The following is a 19,116-nucleotide window of genomic DNA, read 5'->3' on the forward strand; positions in this document are numbered from 1 at the left end:
CATGCGACCTGCTCAGTCAGACGACAATGTGACACAGAAGAGTTATTTATGCCGGATCTCGTGCTTTACCAACCGGATATTCCCCAGAACACAGGCACACTGCTCAGGCTGGCCGCCTGCCTCGACAAGACTGTCCACCTGATCGAGCCGGCCGGGTTTGTCCTTTCAGACAAGGGCATGAAGCGGGCTGGGATGGATTATCTGGCACAGGCAGCACTCGTCCGCCATCGAAGTCATGAGCAGTTTGATGCCTGGCGCCGGGAGACCGGTAGGCGAATCGTCCTGCTGACCACCAAGTCCGATAGATTCTACACCGACTTTGAATTCCAGAGTGACGACCTGCTTCTGCTGGGGCGTGAATCTCTCGGGGTACCAGACGATGTTCACGATGCGGCAGATGCCCGCATCACGATCCCCATGCGCCCAGATACCCGATCCCTGAATGTGGCAATCGCCGGGGCGATCGTGCTGGCGGAAGCGCTGCGTCAAACCAAGGGCTTTCCGAATTAGGCGCAGCAGCATCTTCCGCCACATTTCCAACATGGGTGGCCTCCGTTGGAAAAACCGCTTAAAACCTCAGCAAAATATCCTGGCGCGAGATACACAGGTCAGAAGCTGACTTGCGATCAGGCGAACCCACAGGCGACAACATGAGTGCAGACGACAAGTCCACGCGCGGCGGCCCAGTCCCCGCAGATATCGAGACCAAGAAAGAAACAGCCACGACCTGGTTTGCAAGTCTGCGCGACCAGATCTGTGCGGCCTTCGAAGGCCTAGAGGATGAAATCGGCGCAAAAGACGGCCCCTATGCCGACAGATCCGCCGGCCGGTTTGAGCGCACCCCCTGGGAACGCACAGATTCCAGTGGCGCCAAAGGCGGCGGCGGCGTCATGTCGATGATGAAGGGCCGTGTCTTTGAAAAAGTCGGCGTCCATATATCCAGCGTACACGGCGAATTTTCGCCGGAGTTTCGCGGTCAGATCCCTGGAGCCAACGAGGATCCACGGTTCTGGGCGTCAGGCATCAGCCTCATCGCCCATCCCCACAATCCGCATGTCCCGGCAGTGCATATGAACACCCGCATGGTGGTGACCACGCGCCAGTGGTTTGGCGGTGGAGCCGACCTGACACCCGTACTGGCCGCCAGACGCACACAGGAAGATCCGGACACCGTTGCATTTCACGCCGCCATGCAAAATGTCTGTGATGCCCATGAGGTCGCCGATTACCCCGCCTACAAGGCCTGGTGCGAGGATTACTTTTTTCTGAAGCACCGGAATGAAGCGCGCGGCGTCGGCGGCATCTTCTATGATTATCTCCACAGCGGAAATTGGGACGCGGATTTCGCCTATACTCAGGATGTCGGCAGGACATTTCTCGACATCTATCCGAAGCTAGTCCGAGGCAATTTCGAAAAGCCCTGGACGGAGGATGAGCGGGAAGAACAGCTGGTGCGCCGCGGCCGCTATGTGGAATACAATCTGCTTTACGACCGTGGAACGATATTCGGCCTGAAAACTGGCGGCAACGTCTCGTCGATCCTGTCGTCCATGCCGCCTGTCGTGAAGTGGCCGTAAGACAGCAGAAAAGCCAAGCCCATAAAACGGAAGGCCGCGCCAGACAGATTTTCTAGGCGCGCGCCCGTTTGGCATAGAGCAAGGCTGGAGACGACGTTTCCGGGACAGACAGTATAAAATCCCTGAAGCGTCCCAATAGATCCATATCCAGCTTGCCCTTCCCCTGCGACAAGGACTCAAGCGCCTGCTCTGGAGACAGCCCCTCCTTGCCTGAATGGGTATCAATCAGATTGGCGTATGCGTTGCAGATGGAAAGCAAGCGGACCCAGCGAGAAATCTCGTCGCCTTTCAGGCCGTAAGGATATCCCGTGCCGTCAAGATTCTCATGATGATAGACCGCCATATCCCGCACGATGTGGGGCAGTTCCGGATACTCGTCGAGGATCGCCTGAGCATATTCAGGATGCAGGCTAACAAGGTTTTGTTCCATCTCCGACAGCGGTCCAGGCTTGTCCAGAATCGACAGGGGAAGTTTTACTTTGCCGAGATCATGCAAGAGAGCCCCGACACCCAGAAGGTTCTGCTCCCCTTCAGGAATGTCTAGAAACTCTGCAAACTGAACCACCAAGCCACTCACCATAAGACAGTGACAGAACGTGGCGCTGTGATGATCCTGAATGGCGCTGAGCCACACGCTCAACCCGTCCATTCGGAGAGCTTCCGCAATGCCGAAAGCAGCATCTCTCACCTGACGAAAAGGCAAAGCTCGGCTTAATGCATTGGCAAGAACGACGCCCTCATAGGCGATGCACGCCTCCATCACTCCTTTGCGCGTAGCGTCAGGCACGTTGGCATGGAGTTCCGGTGCACCATAGGCCTTAAGGCTGGAGCGAAGCTTCCTCAGGATGATGTGACCTGAAGTCGACTTGTCCCAGTGCTCTGTCAGCCCGAGAGACCCTGCCTGAACAACCTGTTGCGACTTGTAGGGGTCGACCAACGCAGCCCGTGGGACATCATGGACCTGACTGAACACCTCTCGGAGGCGTTCGGCGTCGTCCCTCTCCACCAAAGCCATGCTCACGACCACGAAGGCGCAGTCTGACACAAGTTCAGGAGTAAAACCGGCAAAGCCAACTGTGTCCAGTTTAAAGGCAACGCCAACTTCTTCCAGACACCTGGGCAAGGGTGTGTCGGCCTGGGAAACGAATAGTATGGGCTTCATGGCAGCAGCATAAGTTCCATTTAGACAGAAAAGGAACTTACAACAACAATGTAAAAATTAGTTTTACAGGCGCAAAATTAATGTATAGGCAGATTTATCAATAATAATACTAACCATTCAAAAAGTAACGGCATACAATCCACTCAAATCGACTACGCCTAATCAGACAGCCTCATAACTCTGATTTTTAACGGCGCCTACATCGACGCTCAGAATAAGATCTTTAAAAGCAGAGAGCAGCGACCGATCCAGTTTATCGCCCATTTCCCACAATATCCCAAAGGCCTGACGCGGTGACATTGGTTCCTTGTACGAGCGTTTTTCGCTGAGAGCCGAAAAGATGTCGCAGATGGTCAGCAAGCGGACAGGTCGAGAAATCGCATCACCAGACAGCCCGTTCGGATAGCCTGTGCCATCCAGGAATTCGTGGTGGTTGAGCGTCATGGCTCTCACGACCGGAGGAACCTCCGGATGTTGTTCCAGAATCTCTTCGCCGTACTTCGGGTGCATGTTGATCAGAGCCCGCTCGTCCGGCGTCAGTGCCCCGGGTTTGTCAAGCACAGCCAACGGTATCTTGAGCTTGCCGAGATCATGATACAGCGCGCCCAGCCCCAGCAGAAGTCGCTCGACATCCGTCAGGGCCAGCATTTTACTGAACTGCACAACCAGCCCCATGACGCTCAAGCTATGGCAGATGGTCTGACTATGGTGACCTTCAACAGCATCGAGCCACGCGGCAAGGCCATCCATGTTGATCGCCCCGATCACCGATTCAATCGCATTGCCGGCCGCCTTTAGCGGCAAAGGCTTTCCGAGTGCATAGGCGATTGAAAGCCGCTCATACACCTGGCAAACATCTTCGATGGCTTTGGCCGTCGCTTCGGGAACAGAAGGCTCAAGCTGCGGCATTCCGTAGCTGCCAAACTGCTTCTTGATATCTGCGATGATAGTTTCTTCAGACGTGCCGCGATCCCAGAAAGTCGGAATTCCGAGTGCCTTCATCTGAACCACCTCTTGACGCTTGAACACATTGATCAAGGCAGCAGAGGGCGTGTCAGGATTAAAAGGGAGAAGCGCGCGCAAGCGGTCGAGAGAGCTTTCGCGCATCTCCGCAAGGTCGATCAAAAGGAACCCGGACTGTTTCAGATCATCCGCAGTCACTTTCGCAACGCTTATTTCTTCAATCACGTAAAGAGAGTTCAGGGCCTGGAGAACCCGTGACCCAGCCCCTTGAGACTCCGTGAGATAGACGAGTGATTTCATGCTTTTCCGGCAATGCGATGTACGTAGAAGATGCATTATCAAAGAGCGCTGATTAAACTAATATTAAAAAAATTATTGTTAACTGAAATGTAACTAGTGGAAAATACATAGTAAATTTGATAATCTACTTAATATTTAGCAGCTTAGCTTTTTCGGTCAAAAAATCGCTTTTTATCCACTCGGCTTCCAGGATTTTCAGCCTGCGCCCCACTTCGGGTCCAGCAGCAAGCCCCTCGGCAAGCAGGTCCCTGCCTGAGAGCGGCATCACCGGTACCTGCGTTTCTTTCACAAGCTTCAGCATCCCGGCAAAAATTGACGTGTCACCACTGATTTTGGCCAGAATCAGTCCGTCCGCCGAAGCCTGCCGCCCATAACGATACAGGCTCAGCTTCACCCCATGCGCAAAGGCGTTGGCATTCTCAGCCTGTCGCAGGACGTCTGAGGCCTCCACAGCCAATCGGGCGCGCTTTTCGAACGCATTCGAAAGCCTTAGCCGTTCAGCCAACCGCCCAGCCTCGCCGGGCTTGTCGATGGCCAAGACGATCAGGCCGAGCTCCGGGTCACAAGGGAACGATGTGCCCTCAAGAAGACGGCTCGCACATTCCAGTTCAGCGACCCGCAAACGTCGGCCGAAAAGCGCCTGCAGAATGCCATCCTCCTCCATCATTGTGAGACACGCCACAGCTCCTGCTCCAGACAGCAGCTTCAGAATCTCCTTGGAGATCCGCTCCGCCGACAGCTGTTCAAGGCCGTCCTTCAGTTTTGCGCATGCAGAACGCCCCTCCGCGTCAGGCGCGCCTGCCCCGTAATGTGCATGAAACCGATAGAACCGAAGAATCCGCAGATAGTCTTCGCGAATGCGGGTTTCCGCGTTTCCAATGAAGGTCACCCGCCGGGCCAGACAATCATCCAGCCCGCCCAGCGGATCGTGCAGCTGGCCGTGGCGATCGAGATAGAGGGCATTGAGTGTGAAATCGCGCCGCTGTGCGTCATGGCTCCAATCGCGGCCAAAGCGGACCGTCGCCTTGCGGCCAAAGGTTTCAACGTCCTCTCGCAAGGTGGTCACTTCAAATGGCCGGCCCTCGATGACCAGCGTCACAGTGCCATGCTCAACTCCTGTACCGACGGCCTTGACGCTATGCTCTGCCGCCTGTGCCATGACCATCTGCGGCGTCGCAGTCGTGGCTATATCAATATCATCAACAGGCTCGCCAAGGAGACTGTTGCGCACGGCGCCCCCCACAACACGGGCCTCCTGCCCGGCCTGCTCCAACACATCAAAGACACGCTGCACCGACGACAGACGCAACCAGCTTCGGTCAAACTCCGGGTGAACCATTATTCAAATCCGCCGGGCACGAAAACCCCGTTCTCCAGTCGTGAGGGGCGATAATCTGCGTCTTTCGACGCTTGCTCGAAGCTGGAGAAAAACACCAGGCTAACAATCACCATGACCGTTCCGGCAAGGGCAAGATGCAGCATCGGCCCTTGTCTCCAGGTTTCTGAGGTCTGCGTCTTGTTCTTTATCCATAGCCAGATCGCATAGCCGATGAAGGGGAGAAGAAAGAGAGCAGCGTGAGATAGAATAACCCTAAGCATCAACCGTATACCGTTTCAAAAAGAGAGCGGAGAATTCCAGCGGTTACGCCCCAGATGTACCTGTTCTCAAAGGGCATGGCATAGAAATAGCGCTCCTGCCCTTCCCATGGGCGACTTTTCTTTTGGTGGTTCTCTGGATTCATCAGAAAACTCAGCGGGACTTCGAAGACATCCGCCACCTCGGCAGGATTGGCGACAAGCCGCACATCGCTGACAACTTCGCCAAGAACCGGAACAATGTGATAGCCGGACCCGGTGCGATAAGGCGCCAGCTCACCCAAGACCGCGACCCGTGCCGGCGCCAGTCCGATCTCCTCATGCGCCTCGCGCAAGGCAGCCGCCGTCGGGTTGGCATCCTCTGGATCGATTTTGCCACCGGGAAAGGCAATCTGCCCCGCATGAGAGCGCAGATGCGGCGTGCGAAGGGTCAGGATGACATACGCCTCGTTTCGGCGCTCGATTAACGGAATCAAAACGGCCGCTCGTCGAGGTTCCCCTTTCCATGCCGCATAGGGCGGCAAGTCGGGATTGAACACATGATCTCCCGTGTCGCGCTCAAGCTGCAAAGACGCACGCTCGACAAACCGCCGTTTAAACCCCTGATAAGAGACCGTACCGTCAGGCCCATTTTCCCTCACCATGGCAAGCCTATCGTCCAGATGGTCAGACACCGGCCAAAACCTCCTCAGGAAGCGCGAAGAACGTTCCGTCGCTCCACACGCCTTCTTGCTGGACAGTGTCTGTCTGTCGCTCTTCGAAGAGTTCGGCCAGATCGTAAAGCAACGGGCGGGACAATTTTGCTAGAAGGCGGCCCCGAACCAGAACATAGGGCTTCAGACCGTTGTTTTCCGGATCGAGATGAAAACTCAAGGGATGCCCCTTTCCCGCGTCGACCACGTCACCGACATTCGTTCGAAACGTAAGTTGCTGCGCCTCACCGGAACCCTCCACATGCATTTCCACAGCTAGAAATGGTGCGTCATCGACCCGAATTCTGATTTTTTCCACAGGGGTCACGAGATAGTGAGATCCGTCCTCGTCCTTGCGCAGAACCGTGGAGAACAATTGCACAAGCTTTTCCCGACCAATCGGCGAGCCCAGATAGGACCAGCGCGCTTCGGCATCGATGTGAATATCCAGGTCCCCGCAAAACGGTGGATTCCAGCGCTCGACCGGCGGAATCCCACGCGAAATCGGCTCGGCGCGCTTCATAAGTGCAGCCAAGCCTTCCGGCATGGATGTCATGTCCGTTTCCGACACAAAAGCCTCCCAATTGATCGTGGTTATCCTGTTATGTCGTCCCGCCCGGCTGTGAATCAAGCGATAGTCTGGATAAAGACCCCTGACCGGGTTCAAGATTACCTATGGACATATTTTCCGGCTTATCTAGCTCTCCCAGACCTGCCACACTGAATGTGGGTGTCCTTCATTTGGCCAAAGTACCTTGAAAAGCTGAAGGACATGAGACGCGAACACAGGGCTCGAGGAACTTGAAAACTTATGTTTTTCAGAACCTTGAGGGAGAAGATATCGCAGACCGGAGCCACGCCTATATCTTGGCATGTGATTCTGACGCAGTGATGCCCTTTGGTGCCGCGCCTGAATAGATGGTTTTAACGGAAGCGAAGGTGAAGAATGAGCATCATCAGCCCTCCCCCAACCAGCCCGGGCGAAACGGACCTGGAAGCCATCGCCGAACTGGCTGAAAAGGCACTTGAACGCATCACGGCTGCGAAGGCAGACGTTGCCCGCATCATCTTCGGTCAGGAAAAAGTCGTTGATCTGACTTTGGTCACCGTACTCGCTGGCGGCCACGGCCTGCTCGTCGGCGTCCCGGGCCTGGCCAAGACCAAACTGGTGGAGACACTCGGCACAGTGCTTGGACTGGACGCACGGCGCATTCAGTTCACGCCCGACCTGATGCCCTCCGATATTCTCGGCGCTGAAGTGATGGAACAGTCTGCAGACGGCGGTCGGGCCTTTCGCTTTATCCAGGGGCCAATCTTCTCCCAGCTGCTGATGGCAGACGAAATCAACCGCGCCAGCCCACGCACTCAGTCCGCTCTGCTGCAAGCCATGCAGGAATATCATGTGACCGTTGCTGGTCAGGCCTACAATCTGCCGCGTCCTTTCCACGTCCTGGCAACACAGAACCCGTTGGAGCAGGAAGGCACTTACCCGCTGCCCGAGGCTCAGCTTGACCGGTTTCTGATGCAGATCGACGTGCATTATCCGGACATGGAGGCGGAACGGCGCATTTTGCTGGAAACAACAGGCGCTCATCAGGCCGAACCGCAGACCACGATGACACCGGACGAGCTGATCAAATATCAGCAACTGGTTCGGCAGATGCCGATCGGTGAATCCGTCGTTGATGCCATCCTCAAGCTGGTTCGGGCCGCACGTCCTGATCCGGTAAGTGCAGGTGATCCGGTCAAGGACATGATTGCCTGGGGCCCAGGGCCTCGCGCCAGTCAGGCCCTGATGCTGACCGTCAGGGCCCGTGCCCTCGTTGAAGGGCGTCTGGCGCCCTCTGTTGATGACGTTCTGGCTCTGGCTGAGCCGATCCTGCAGCACCGCATGGCGCTGACGTTTGCCGCACGTGCCGATGGGCACACCGTCCGCGACATCATCCGTCGGGTGAAGGAGACCCTGGCCTGACGCTGAAGGGAGCGCCTGCCTATGACTGCACCTGAAAGCAAGCCGGGGGCCGCTCCGGAAACATTTGGCGGCAATGCTTCCATACAGTCCGATGCCTGGCCGACGATTGTTGGCGAGGCGCGTACGGTTTCCGATGCACTGCCGGATCTACTGGTCGCCGCCAGTCATATCGCAGCCTCCATCACCTCAGGTTGGCATGGTCGTCGTCGCGCCGGTCCGGGCGAAAGCTTCTGGCAATTCCGCCCTTTCAACATGGGAGAACCCGCCAAGCGCATCGACTGGCGTCGATCTGCCCGCGACGATCATCTCTATGTTCGCGAACGTGAATGGGAAGCAGCGCACACGGTCTGGCTCTGGGCAGACCTGTCCGCCTCCATGGCCTACCGCTCCCGGCTCGCCCCCAGTTCCAAGAGAGACCGCGCCCTGATACTGCTTTTGGCCTTGGCTGAGTTGCTGGCCTATTCCGGCGAGCGCATCGGCTTGCCCGGCATAACGCGGCCATTTTCGGATCGCCAGGCTGCCGAGCGTCTGGCAGATTCGCTTGCGCATATGTCTTCAGCCGAGCCATTCCCAGACACCACTGGCGTCAAGCGTTTCTCTGACGTGGTGCTGTTCGCCGATTTGCTCGATCCGGCCGACGACCTGCGAAGTTGGGTTGCCAGTGTCGCCAGCACCGGTGCGCGTGGTCACATCGTTCAAATCCTAGACCCTATCGAAGAGACCTTTCCATTTGGCGGCCGTGTCGAGTTCAACGACCCGGAAAGCGGTATGAAACTGACCGCCGGACGAGCGGAAAGCTGGCGTGCCGCATATCAGGACAGACTCGAGCGGCACAAGGCGGAAATCCGCGACATCGCCCGCAAGGCTGGCTGGACTTACACCTTGCACCATACGGATCAATCGGCCTCCACGCCCCTGTTGGTGCTCCACGCCGCCCTAAGCACCTCACAAGAAGCTCTAGGTTTTGGAGGTGTTGTGTGAGCAGCCTTCTGCCTCTCGCCTTCACCGCACCCTGGGTGCTCACGGGCCTGCTACTTTTGCCGGGTATCTGGTGGCTCTTGCGGCTGACACCGCCGCGCCCTCAGGAAATCTCTTTCCCGCCGCTACGCTTGCTGTTCGATATCAACAAGCACGAGGAGATGCCACAGCGCAGCCCCTGGTGGCTGACATTGCTGCGTCTGCTGCTGGCAGCTCTGATCATTCTCGCCGTCTCTGGGCCTGTCTGGCACCCTGCCAACAGCCTGCCGGAGAGCGACGAGACACTTTATCTGGTCATCGACAATGGCTGGACCAGTGCCGCAGGATGGGACGGCCAAAGAGAACTCGCGACCGACCTGCTGCAGCAAGCTGAGCGCATCGGGCAACCTGTGGTTTTTGCCGCCACCGCGGAGGGCACCGCTCAGCCTTTGGCCCCCTCTTCTGCGGGAGAGGCTCTGGAGCGCCTGCGGGCGCTCGAGCCCCGCCCCTGGTCACCCGATCGTACAGAGCTTCTGGAAGGGCTTGCTAAGACCGCTTCGTCCAATCCTCCAGGCACAGTGATCTGGCTTTCCGACAACACTACTCCGCAGGGCCTGTTGGATGCCGCCGATACGTCATCTTTTGCCCAAAGCCTTGTAGAGCTTGGCGCGGCAACGCCGCTGCGGGTCTATACGGGGCTTGAGGTCCCACTCGGCCTGAAGGGCATCAACAACAATGCAGAAGCGCTCAGCGTCACGGTCGTTCGCCATCCGGACCGCGCAATCACCAATGCCCGCATTCGCGCAAGCGATCTCAAGGGCCTGGTACTTGGCGAGGCAGAAGTCAGTTTTTCACCCGGAGCAACCGAGGCGATTGCAACCTTCAACCTGCCTAGCGAACTGCGCAATGACATTGCCCGTTTGGACATCTTGGGCGAACGGGCAGCAGGCGCCGTGCAACTGGTTGACGACAGCTGGCGCCGTCGGGTCGTAGGGTTGGTATCAGGTCAGTCTTCAAGCGCCCGAGCGCAACCTCTGTTATCGCCTTTGTATTATCTCCGAAGGGCCCTCGGCCCCTTCGCCGATTTACGCGAGCCCAGAGAGGCCGATCTGGATGACGCCATCCCGAATCTGATTGACCAGGGGATTTCGGTACTGGTTCTGGCTGATGTTGGCCGCCTCCCTCCTGATTCTGTCGAGAAGATCGGCGAATGGGTTCGCAATGGAGGAACGCTGTTGCGCTTCTCCGGCCCCCGCACTGCTGGCGGAACGGACGACCTGATCCCGGTGCGCCTGCGCAGCGGTGGTCGCTCCCTCGGTGGAGCCCTGTCGTGGAAGCAACCGCAAAAACTGGCGCCTTTTTTGCCTGACAGTCCGTTTGCCGGAATTCCGATCCCCGATGAGGCAACAGTCACCCGCCAGGTGCTGGCCGAACCCTCCACTGACCTGCCGGACCGGACCTGGGCCATGCTGGAAGATGGCACCCCATTGGTGACCGCCCGCGCACTCGGCCTGGGCAGCGTGGTGCTCTTCCATGTCACAGCAGGCACCGAATGGTCCAACCTGCCGTTGTCCGGCGTCTTCCTCGACATGCTGCGCCGGGTGCTGAATGTATCCAATGCCTTTGCAGCGGCAACCGCATCCAACGAGACGATCGAAGATCCAACCAACCTGACGACAGAGCGCAATGTCCTTCCGCCCCTGCGCCTGCTCGATGGTCGGGGCAGTTTTGCCAGCCCGCCTGCCGACATCTCGCCGGTTCAGGCTGTCCGCTTCGATCTCATCCAGGCTTCGCGCATTTCCCCACCCGGACTTTACGGCACCGATGATGGTTTCCGCGCTCTGAACCTGCTCAGGCCCGAGGCTACTTTGTCACCACTGGAGCTGGAAGCGCTTGGTTCTCAGGTCGAAAGACTGTCTTACCCAACACAGGAAAGTACGGATTTGTGCGCGTCGATTTTCACCATCGCCTTCCTGCTTGCCTGTCTCGATGCTCTGGCAATCATTCTCCTTGCCGGTGGACTAAGCCGTTTGAAGCAGCGCAGCAGCGCGGCGCAACGCCTGGTTCCGGTGTTCTTGATCGGTATGCTTGCCCTGTCACCTCTCTGGCAGGCGCAACCAGCCTTCGCTCAAGCCTCCTCAACCGAGCTGCGGGACATGGAAGCCAGCCTGGAAACCCATCTGGCCTATGTGGTCACCGGCAAGCCCGAGATCGACACAACCAGCGATTCCGGCCTTTACGGCCTCAGCCGTTATCTCTCCGACAGAACCGCGCTGGAGCCCGGCGCGCCAATCGGCGTAGACATCACACGGGATGAACTGGCGTTTTATTCACTGCTCTACTGGCCGATCGATCCCACGGCCCAGAAACCTGACGCCAGGACCATGTCACGCATTGATACCTTTATGCGCAATGGCGGCACCATCCTGTTCGATACCAAGGACCAGATCACCGCCGGAACCAACCTTGGCACCTCGCCTGCGACCCTGAAGCTGCGGGAAATCCTCGATGGCCTGGACATTCCACCGCTGCAACCGGTGCCGCCAGACCATGTTCTGACGAAAGCCTTTTACATCCTCGACAGTTTTCCCGGACGCTACGCCTCAAGCCCGCTCTGGGTGGAAAGTCTGGAAGAGACTGGCACCGGTCGTCCGGTACGCGCCGGCGATGGAGTGACCCCGTTGTTGATCAGCGGGAACGATTTCGCTGCGGCCTGGGCGATGGATCAGGAGGGGCGCTATCTGTATCCCACCGTGCCCGACGACCCCATGCAGCGTGAATATGCCTTCCGCTCTGGCGTCAACATGGTGATGTACTCCCTGACCGGGAACTACAAGGCCGATCAGGTGCACATTCCGGCTTTGCTCGAGCGGCTCGGCCAATAAACGGAAAGGGATACTGACAAGATGACATGGTCTCTTTCCTTCGACCCGCTCGTTCCCCTCTGGGCTCTGGGTTTATGCGGTGGCGTCATCGTTCTCGTGGCCATCATCACCGGAATGATGGGATTGCGCGGCTGGCCGCTGCGGGTCCTTACCATGCTTGCCTTGACGGCCGCACTTGCCAACCCGGCGGTCGAGCGTGAGGACAAAGAACCACTTTCCTCCGTCGTGGCACTGGTGACGGACAGAAGCCAAAGTCAGACATTCGGCGACAGAGCAGAGCTGACGGAAACCGCGACAGAGCAACTGGCCACCCGTCTCGCCGGCCTGCCTGGATTTGAAATCCGCCGCATTGAGGTTCGAAACGACGGATCCGGCAATGGCACAGAGCTGTTTCGCGCGCTCAGCGATGGCTTGTCCGACGTACCGCCTGACCGGGTAGGCGGCGCGGTCGTGATTACCGACGGTCAAGTGCATGACGTGCCGGAGAAGGCAGCCAATCTCGGCTTTGATGCACCTGTGCATGCCCTAATCACCGGACACTCTGTCGAGGTTGACCGGCGGCTGATCCTGCACAAAACCCCACGTTTCGGTCTGGTTGGCTCCGAACAGATGATCCGCATTGAAGTCCGCGACCAGGGACCGTCGACCCGGGCTGGAGCCCAGGTCGCATTGGAGGTTCACCGGGACGGAACACTCGTTTCCAAACGCAATGTGGTTGCAGGAGAGAAGCTGGATCTACCTGTCGAGATCGACCACGGTGGCGACAATATCTTTGAGATTTCTGCTGCTCCGCTTGAAGACGAGCTAACCCTTTTGAACAATCGTGCGGTCGTGACCATCGATGGCATTCGCGAAAACCTGCGCGTCCTGCTGGTGTCCGGTTCGCCTCATGCGGGCGAGCGGACCTGGAGAAATCTGCTGAAGTCCGACGCCTCTGTCGATCTGGTGCATTTTACCATCCTGCGTCCGCCGGAAAAGCAGGATGGAACCCCGATCAATGAGCTCTCGCTGATCGCCTTCCCGACCCGTGAACTTTTCTCCGTCAAGATCGACGAGTTCGACCTCATTATCTTCGACCGCTATGAGCGGCGCGGTGTTTTGCCGATGCTCTACTTCGACAACATTGCTCGCTATGTCGAGGATGGCGGCGCTGTTCTGCTTGCCGGCGGCCCGGATTACGCTCAGGGCGGCAGCCTTTATCGCACGCCCCTGGCGCAAATCCTTCCGGCCGAACCCACCGGAAATATTCTGGAAACCCCGTTTCGGGCAGAACTCGCAGAACTGGGCAAGCGCCACCCGGTCACACGAGGTCTGCCCGGGGCAGAAAGCGAACCGCCAAACTGGAGCCGATGGTTCCGCCTGGTGGAAACAGAATTGACCGCCGGTCAGACTCTCATGTCTGGTCCACAAGACATGCCCCTCCTCGTTCTCAACCGCGAGGGAAAGGGTCGTGTGGCACTGTTCCTGTCTGACCATGTCTGGTTGTGGGCGCGCGGTTTTGAAGGTGGAGGTCCTCATGTCCCGCTGCTGCGGCGTTTGGCCCACTGGTTGATGCAAGAACCCGATCTGGAAGAAGAAGCGCTCAGGCTGTCCCAGCGCGGTGACGTTCTCACTGTGGAACGTCAAACCCTGAATGAGACCATTTCTGACGTCACACTGACGGCGCCGTCCGGAGAAAGCCAAAACCTGACACTCGGTGAAAGCGATCCAGGCCTGTGGCGAGGCGAAGTTAAAACCGACCAGACCGGCCTTTACACCGCAACTGAGGGGGACAAGACCGCTCTCATTCACATCGGTCCGCAGAACCCACGCGAATTCCAGGATGTTCTGTCCACCACTGCCAAGATCGAGCCACTAGTTGCCCAGACCGGCGGAACCGCACGCCGGCTATCCGATACCGCTGGGGACATATCCCTGCCTCGCGTGTCGGCCTTGAAAAATGCTGCAACCTACGCCGGAAATGGCTGGATAGGATTGAAACAGACGGATGCCAGCATCCTCAATGGCATAGATCGATATCCGTTGCTGACCGGCCTGCTGGGACTGGCTCTGCTGCTCGGTGTCTTGTCTCTGACCTGGTACAGGGAGGGCCGCTAAGGCTCTTTGCTGCCGCTATAAAGGACACCTACCGAGCAGCGCTTGGCTCAAGACCGACCGCCAGCCCGAACCATGCCTGACGGCATGTCGCTGTCATCCAGTTGCAGAATGAGAAGCCGCGCCGGATCAACGGGGCCAGGAAGCCTGATCCGTCCAAATGGCACTGGTTTGTAGCCGGAGGAGGCATAATAGGGCGCATCGCCAACCAGCAGGATGGCGGTTTCCCCCTGCGACCGGGCCATGTCGGAAACCGTCTGCAACAACAATTTTCCAAGGCCCCGGTTCTTGAAAGCAGGATCGACCGTCAAAGGACCAAGCAATTGCGCTTGCGTCTCACCGATCATAACCGGGGTCAGCCGAACAGATCCTGCGATCTTTTCGCCCGACAGTCCGACCAGGCTGAGATTGGAACAATGGGCGACGCCCTCGCGCACCTTGAATGCAGTCCGCGCAAAACGGCCAGGCCCGAAGGCCTCCGCCTGCATGACTTCAACCACCGCAGCATCCGCAGCGTTTTCCAGACGAACAAACCAATTGGAGGGTTTCATATCAGGCATCCTGTCAAGCGTGTATTTCGAGCGCTTGACCAAATCCCATTGTCTTTCAATCTTTCAGGGAAACATCAATCATGCGCGTGCAAGCAGACGAGAGATTTCTCGTCGGATGCTTCGTCGTCGCAATGTGACCGGCAGAGCCATGCTCATTCATACCCTGGAAGGTGGACAAAGATCCTGGTTCGACTGTCTGTCGACAAGACCTGCTAAGGCGATAGCAGGCTTGATTAAAAAGGTAAAGTCGGTTTTTCCGCTCATCGGCCTTCTGCACTTGAGTACCTCCAACCGGGCCGAAACTGTCAAACTGAGGTGAACAGTGCATTCAGGCGATTGCTCTGGTGTCCGGAACGCCCATCTGCTGAAGAGAGTTGAAAAACAAAGGCCTGTCTCTTTCCGACACGATGCGGGAACCATACGCAGGCCTGCAAAGCAAAATGCAAGGAGAAACCCATGGGACTTCTGGTCGACGGAAAATGGCAGGACAAATGGTACGACACGGAAGGTAATGGCGGAAAGTTCAAGCGTGAGGATGCCGCATTTCGCAACTGGATTACCGCCGACGGGTCGGCAGGGCCGTCCGGCATGGACGGTTTCAAGGCTGAAGCCGACCGCTATCATCTCTATGTTTCCTATGCCTGTCCCTGGGCCCACCGCAGCCTGATCTTTCGCAAGTTGAAGAAGCTGGAGGACATCATTCCCGTCACTGCAGTCGAGCCGCTCATGCTGGAGAACGGCTGGGAGTTTAGTGATCCCGATCCGGTGAATGGCGCCAACTATGCCTGGCATCTCTACAAAAAGGCCAAGGGCGACTACACCGGTCGCGCGACTGTTCCGATCCTCTGGGACAAGAAACGCGAGACCATCGTCAGCAATGAGTCTGCCGAAATCATCCGGATGTTCAACTCGGCCTTTGACCAGCTGACCGGTTCAAAACTGGACTTCTACCCGGAAGAGCTGCGCCCCGAGATCGACGAGATCAACGAGCGCGTCTACCACACGGTGAACAATGGCGTTTACAAGTCCGGCTTTGCCACAACGCAAAAAGCCTACGAAGAGGCTGTCACGGCCCTGTTTGAAACCCTCGATGATCTGGAAGAACGTCTCGCTGCCAATCGCTACTTGCTCGGCGCAAGCTTGACGGAAGCAGACTGGCGTCTGTTCACCACACTGATCCGGTTTGATCCGGTCTATTTCGGCCACTTCAAGTGCAACATCCGCCGCATTGCCGACTTTCCGAACCTTCACGGCTTCATGCGCGAGCTCTACCAGATGCCCGGGATTGCCGAAACCGTACAGTTCAACACGATCAAGACCCACTACTACGGGTCTCACGCCGAGGTTAACCCGACAAGGATCATCCCTGTCGGGCCGGAGCAGGATCTCTGGCAAGACCATGGCAGGGAGCGCCTGACGTCCACCGGATGAGCGCACCAACGTCAGGAAACACTCAAGGCGCCCTGTCCACTGCTGGATTCCATTCTCCCATCTTCGTCTGCCCACCTGCAAAGGCCCCGGATCGATAAGCTTCGATCCGGGCACGGCTTGCTGGAGACAAATCCTCCGGCAGACCATTCAAAGAGAAAACGCGTGCTTCGGCGATTTCCTCGTTGGCTTCGAGATACTTGTTTCCCGACGCCCAGGAGGATGCCAAGAGCAAGGCAACATGATCCCGGCCCAGGCCCTTGCGGTTGAGATATATCCCCATCAGGTCAGGAGCCCCGCTCAGGTTGACACCCAGTTCTTCGCGCACTTCACGCACTGCCGCCTCGGCAATTGTCTCACCGCGCTCAACACCACCTCCGGGAAGATACCAGCCTCTCAGATAAGTGTGCCTCACCAGCAGGATCTCCTGTCGCTCAGAATCAACCACCAGCACACGCACGCCCAGAGTGTGGCCGTTTCGTACCAGCGCCAGCATCTGCGACAGGCCATGCACCAAACCTGTGGGGAGTATGGAGAACAGCTTCAATAGAAAACCCTGCATCGTAGCCCGCTCACAATTGCTCAAAAATAGGTCACGCCATCATTTCACCCACCCCTGCTCCTAACGCAGGGCTGCCAAGCCAAAACAACACTCCTCAATCACATGGAGAAGATCTATATCCTGACTGCCTAGCTGAATTGCACAAATATGCGCCTGTGTTTGACGCAAAAATATGCAGTCCCTGGTGCATTCAAATCGGCCTGTCGGTCAGTCCGGTGCAGAATCAGATCTCTAGATATCGAGTAAATCCATGTTCAAGTCCTTCTTTGCACGTCGCCTGCGTCCCAGCTTTCAGTGGAAGCCTGCTCTGGACCTCAGCAACCCTCGCGTTGTCGCTACCCTGACCACCTTTGCTGGCAACTAAGGGCACATTGCCCCTTCCAGACTTCCATCGACATTCGACAAGGCGCCGCAATTTCACTTGACGCGGCGCTTTTTCATTTGATGATGCCGCCATGTTTAAGCTCGCACATCTTTCCGACCCTCATCTCGGCCCCCTTCCCTCCCCGAAGTTTCTTCAGCTGCTTTCCAAGCGCTTCATCGGGTATCTGAACTGGAAGCGAAATCGCTCCGGCGACATGAAGGGCACAATTCTCGATCAGCTTGTCGACGACATGAAGGCGAATTCCCCTGATCATGTCGCCGTCACCGGGGACCTGGTCAATATCGCTCTTCCATTGGAAATCATCGGTGCCCGCCAGTGGCTCGACGACGTCGGCAGCCCCGACTGGGTTTCCCTGGTTCCCGGCAATCACGATGCCTATGTTCCAGGCGCGCTCAAGAAGGCCCGGCAGGCCTGGCGGCCCTATATGATCGGTGACCACGCAGCACAGCGCGAAGGGACCTCCCCGACCGATGACGACCCGACATTCCCTTATGTGCGTCGGCGCGGGAATATCGCCTTGGTCGGCGTTTCCACCGCCCGTGCGTCTGGTCCCTGGTTTGCCACAGGCCGCGTAGGCAGCAAACAGACCAAAAGGCTCCGCCGCGTGCTTGAAGAGTTGGGAAAAGAAGACCTCTTTCGGGTCGTGATGATCCATCATCCCCCTTTCCATCGCGCTACACACTGGAACAAGCGTCTCTCAGATGCCTCTCGCTTTCGTGCCGCAATCAAATGGGCCGGGGCGGAACTTATCCTGCATGGGCACACGCACATCGACAGTCGCGCCCAGGTCGAAGGCCCAAACGGCCCTGTGCCGGTTATCGGCGTCCCCTCGGCCACCAATTCTCCAGGCGGCAAAAAGCCTGGCGCACGCTACAATCTCTTTTCAATCGCCAGGAAAGACGACGGCTGGACGTGTGAACTGGAGGAACGTGGTTTTACCGAAGCCGACCAGCCACCGGAAACCATAAACCGCGCGTCCATTGTCATTCCTGCGGGCTGACAAAGCAATCCAGACAGGGAACCATCGGCATCGCAAAAAAAGGGGGCTCAGCGAATTGGCTGCAGCGCCTTTTTGAATTTCAAGCACGAAATCCGGCGGTTTTAGAGAGGGTTTGCGAACCAGGCATAGCCAAGCAGCCCAAGTGCCCCGGTCAGCAGACCAACCAAAAAGGTCGCGAAGAAAGACAGCCAAAAACTACCGCTTTCGCCGCGCGATGATGTTCGCTGGGTTTCGGCACCAGCCTGGCTCAAACGCGCATTGAGCCAATCGCCTTCCATCGCCTTTTCACGCTCCAGAATGCGCTCGGCAATATACTCGGTCAGACAATCGGCCATGTCATCCACCTCGGCCGTCTCCAGAATGACAACCCGACCGAGCCGGGTATCCTTGAGAAAGCGATAGGTGCGACGGTCCCCGCCCACGACAACATGACTGGTCACATCGATCCAGAACCGGGAAGTCGAGCCCTTGGCAATCTGCAGAGTAAACTGGTCATCATCATCCGGAATCTCACGGAAGACGTCCTTCATCTCCTCGGCAAGCAGTTCAAGGCGCGCCTTTTCGGTATCTTGCAGCTCAATCACCACATCGGTCCGCTCGACTTCACCCAGCTGCACCTTGCGGATGGCGTCACGCAGCGAACGCATCTTGGTGTGGGGCACAATATTGTCAGGCATCTCAGACATAGGTCTCAGGCTCCTCAATCTTCTCCGAGTCGGGGCTGCGCGCCACCGACAGTGGACTCAGACCCGTCAGCTTGGCTGATCGAATCAAGCCTGCGCGCGCAAAAAGAACGTTAATCAAATCTTACTCCGAACACATCCCGGACCGACCGCGCGATGCCGATCATCCACCAGGATTCCAAGAGCGATGGTTAACGAAGGTTAAGACAAACAGTTAAAGGTTTCCAGATCTCTCTTGAAAATCGCCTGAGATTGGCCGGCGGAACCTTAACGCCGAAAGCAGGACTGCGACCGCCCATGCAAAAAGCA

The 19,116-nt window shown here is 57.4% G+C and carries 17 protein-coding genes; 8 read left to right on the forward strand and 9 right to left on the reverse strand.

The features are described from left to right. The first annotated feature begins 48 nt into the window (after nucleotides 1–48). Both J0X15_RS01425 and hemF read left to right on the forward strand, forming a co-directional pair. Nucleotides 49–510 carry a tRNA (cytidine(34)-2'-O)-methyltransferase gene (locus tag J0X15_RS01425; protein WP_206937627.1) on the forward strand — a complete coding sequence of 154 codons (462 nt, stop codon included), beginning with the start codon at nucleotides 49–51 and terminating at the stop codon, nucleotides 508–510. A gap of 140 nt (nucleotides 511–650) precedes the next feature. Continuing rightward, complete coding sequence (gene hemF / locus J0X15_RS01430) at nucleotides 651–1,577, forward strand: oxygen-dependent coproporphyrinogen oxidase (protein ID WP_206937629.1); 927 nt, start codon at nucleotides 651–653, stop codon at nucleotides 1,575–1,577. A 52-nt stretch (nucleotides 1,578–1,629) separates the two neighbouring features. On the opposite strand, the gene J0X15_RS01435 is transcribed toward hemF, so the two are convergent. The 6 genes from J0X15_RS01435 to J0X15_RS01460 all read right to left on the reverse strand — a co-directional run bounded on the left by J0X15_RS01435 (nucleotide 1,630) and on the right by J0X15_RS01460 (nucleotide 6,846). Beyond that, the gene (locus J0X15_RS01435; protein ID WP_206937631.1) at nucleotides 1,630–2,739 is read right to left on the reverse strand and encodes an HD-GYP domain-containing protein; all 1,110 of its coding nucleotides are present in this window, start codon (nucleotides 2,737–2,739) and stop codon (nucleotides 1,630–1,632) included. A 162-nt stretch (nucleotides 2,740–2,901) separates the two neighbouring features. Further along, nucleotides 2,902–4,002 (reverse strand): HD-GYP domain-containing protein, encoded by a 1,101-nt coding sequence (locus tag J0X15_RS01440; protein WP_206937632.1) that lies wholly within the window; start codon nucleotides 4,000–4,002, stop codon nucleotides 2,902–2,904. Between the two features lie 124 nt (nucleotides 4,003–4,126). After that, entirely contained in the window at nucleotides 4,127–5,341 is a 1,215-nt protein-coding gene (locus J0X15_RS01445) for a CCA tRNA nucleotidyltransferase (protein ID WP_206937634.1), read from the reverse strand. After that, nucleotides 5,341–5,601 carry a DUF6111 family protein gene (locus J0X15_RS20085; protein ID WP_206937636.1) on the reverse strand — a complete coding sequence of 87 codons (261 nt, stop codon included), beginning with the start codon at nucleotides 5,599–5,601 and terminating at the stop codon, nucleotides 5,341–5,343. Before J0X15_RS20085 ends, J0X15_RS01445 begins: the two co-directional genes overlap by 1 nt. Further along, entirely contained in the window at nucleotides 5,601–6,272 is a 672-nt protein-coding gene (locus J0X15_RS01455; protein WP_331461859.1) for a CoA pyrophosphatase, read from the reverse strand. The genes J0X15_RS20085 and J0X15_RS01455 overlap by 1 nt, the downstream gene beginning before the upstream one ends. Beyond that, entirely contained in the window at nucleotides 6,265–6,846 is a 582-nt protein-coding gene (locus J0X15_RS01460) for a DUF1285 domain-containing protein (RefSeq protein ID WP_206937638.1), read from the reverse strand. The genes J0X15_RS01455 and J0X15_RS01460 overlap by 8 nt, the downstream gene beginning before the upstream one ends. A gap of 390 nt (nucleotides 6,847–7,236) precedes the next feature. On the opposite strand from J0X15_RS01460, the gene J0X15_RS01465 reads away from it, so the two are divergent. Genes J0X15_RS01465 through J0X15_RS01480 form a run of 4 tightly spaced genes read left to right on the forward strand, consistent with a single transcriptional unit; the run spans nucleotide 7,237 to nucleotide 14,201 of the window. Beyond that, nucleotides 7,237–8,262: an AAA family ATPase gene (locus tag J0X15_RS01465; protein ID WP_206937640.1), complete on the forward strand. Its 1,026-nt coding sequence runs from the start codon at nucleotides 7,237–7,239 to the stop codon at nucleotides 8,260–8,262. A gap of 21 nt (nucleotides 8,263–8,283) precedes the next feature. Further along, nucleotides 8,284–9,243, forward strand: a complete 960-nt coding sequence (locus J0X15_RS01470) for a DUF58 domain-containing protein (protein ID WP_206937642.1) — start codon at nucleotides 8,284–8,286, stop codon at nucleotides 9,241–9,243. Further along, on the forward strand, nucleotides 9,240–12,104 hold the full coding sequence (locus tag J0X15_RS01475; protein ID WP_206937644.1) for a DUF4159 domain-containing protein: 2,865 nt from the start codon (nucleotides 9,240–9,242) through the stop codon (nucleotides 12,102–12,104). The genes J0X15_RS01470 and J0X15_RS01475 overlap by 4 nt, the downstream gene beginning before the upstream one ends. A 21-nt stretch (nucleotides 12,105–12,125) precedes the next feature. After that, a complete protein-coding gene (locus J0X15_RS01480) occupies nucleotides 12,126–14,201 on the forward strand; it encodes a hypothetical protein (RefSeq protein WP_206937646.1) in 2,076 nt (691 codons plus the stop codon). Nucleotides 14,202–14,248: 47 nt separating this feature from the next. On the opposite strand, the gene J0X15_RS01485 is transcribed toward J0X15_RS01480, so the two are convergent. Further along, nucleotides 14,249–14,749, reverse strand: coding sequence for a GNAT family N-acetyltransferase (locus J0X15_RS01485; RefSeq protein ID WP_206937648.1), 501 nt, complete (start codon nucleotides 14,747–14,749; stop codon nucleotides 14,249–14,251). A 456-nt stretch (nucleotides 14,750–15,205) separates the two neighbouring features. Between J0X15_RS01485 and J0X15_RS01490 the strand changes: the two genes are divergently transcribed. Next, nucleotides 15,206–16,180 carry a glutathione S-transferase family protein gene (locus J0X15_RS01490; RefSeq protein WP_206937650.1) on the forward strand — a complete coding sequence of 325 codons (975 nt, stop codon included), beginning with the start codon at nucleotides 15,206–15,208 and terminating at the stop codon, nucleotides 16,178–16,180. A gap of 22 nt (nucleotides 16,181–16,202) precedes the next feature. Here the strand turns inward: J0X15_RS01490 and J0X15_RS01495 are convergent, their stop codons facing one another. Beyond that, on the reverse strand, nucleotides 16,203–16,739 hold the full coding sequence (locus tag J0X15_RS01495; RefSeq protein ID WP_206937652.1) for an NUDIX domain-containing protein: 537 nt from the start codon (nucleotides 16,737–16,739) through the stop codon (nucleotides 16,203–16,205). A gap of 455 nt (nucleotides 16,740–17,194) precedes the next feature. On the opposite strand from J0X15_RS01495, the gene J0X15_RS01500 reads away from it, so the two are divergent. Continuing rightward, nucleotides 17,195–18,124, forward strand: a complete 930-nt coding sequence (locus tag J0X15_RS01500) for a metallophosphoesterase family protein (RefSeq protein WP_206937654.1) — start codon at nucleotides 17,195–17,197, stop codon at nucleotides 18,122–18,124. A 101-nt stretch (nucleotides 18,125–18,225) separates the two neighbouring features. On the opposite strand, the gene J0X15_RS01505 is transcribed toward J0X15_RS01500, so the two are convergent. Continuing rightward, nucleotides 18,226–18,810: a hypothetical protein gene (locus tag J0X15_RS01505; RefSeq protein ID WP_206937656.1), complete on the reverse strand. Its 585-nt coding sequence runs from the start codon at nucleotides 18,808–18,810 to the stop codon at nucleotides 18,226–18,228. Between the last annotated feature and the right edge of the window lie 306 nt (nucleotides 18,811–19,116).

The organism is Roseibium limicola (genome assembly GCF_017313085.1).
Classification (GTDB): Bacteria; Pseudomonadota; Alphaproteobacteria; order Rhizobiales; family Stappiaceae; genus Roseibium; species Roseibium limicola.

Bases quoted from the DNA above. Each gene is read 5' to 3' on its own strand.
- J0X15_RS01480 (WP_206937646.1), top strand. From the start codon at position 12,126: ATGACATGGTCTCTTTCCTTCGACCCGCTCGTTCCCCTCTGGGCTCTG.
- J0X15_RS20085 (WP_206937636.1), bottom strand. From the start codon at position 5,601: ATGCTTAGGGTTATTCTATCTCACGCTGCTCTCTTTCTTCTCCCCTTC.
- J0X15_RS01485 (WP_206937648.1), bottom strand. From the start codon at position 14,749: ATGAAACCCTCCAATTGGTTTGTTCGTCTGGAAAACGCTGCGGATGCT.
- J0X15_RS01425 (WP_206937627.1), top strand. From the start codon at position 49: ATGCCGGATCTCGTGCTTTACCAACCGGATATTCCCCAGAACACAGGC.
- J0X15_RS01490 (WP_206937650.1), top strand. From the start codon at position 15,206: ATGGGACTTCTGGTCGACGGAAAATGGCAGGACAAATGGTACGACACG.
- J0X15_RS01460 (WP_206937638.1), bottom strand. From the start codon at position 6,846: ATGACATCCATGCCGGAAGGCTTGGCTGCACTTATGAAGCGCGCCGAG.
- J0X15_RS01470 (WP_206937642.1), top strand. From the start codon at position 8,284: ATGACTGCACCTGAAAGCAAGCCGGGGGCCGCTCCGGAAACATTTGGC.
- J0X15_RS01495 (WP_206937652.1), bottom strand. From the start codon at position 16,739: ATGCAGGGTTTTCTATTGAAGCTGTTCTCCATACTCCCCACAGGTTTG.
- J0X15_RS01440 (WP_206937632.1), bottom strand. From the start codon at position 4,002: ATGAAATCACTCGTCTATCTCACGGAGTCTCAAGGGGCTGGGTCACGG.
- hemF (WP_206937629.1), top strand. From the start codon at position 651: ATGAGTGCAGACGACAAGTCCACGCGCGGCGGCCCAGTCCCCGCAGAT.
- J0X15_RS01435 (WP_206937631.1), bottom strand. From the start codon at position 2,739: ATGAAGCCCATACTATTCGTTTCCCAGGCCGACACACCCTTGCCCAGG.
- J0X15_RS01500 (WP_206937654.1), top strand. From the start codon at position 17,195: ATGTTTAAGCTCGCACATCTTTCCGACCCTCATCTCGGCCCCCTTCCC.
- J0X15_RS01505 (WP_206937656.1), bottom strand. From the start codon at position 18,810: ATGTCTGAGATGCCTGACAATATTGTGCCCCACACCAAGATGCGTTCG.
- J0X15_RS01465 (WP_206937640.1), top strand. From the start codon at position 7,237: ATGAGCATCATCAGCCCTCCCCCAACCAGCCCGGGCGAAACGGACCTG.
- J0X15_RS01445 (WP_206937634.1), bottom strand. From the start codon at position 5,341: ATGGTTCACCCGGAGTTTGACCGAAGCTGGTTGCGTCTGTCGTCGGTG.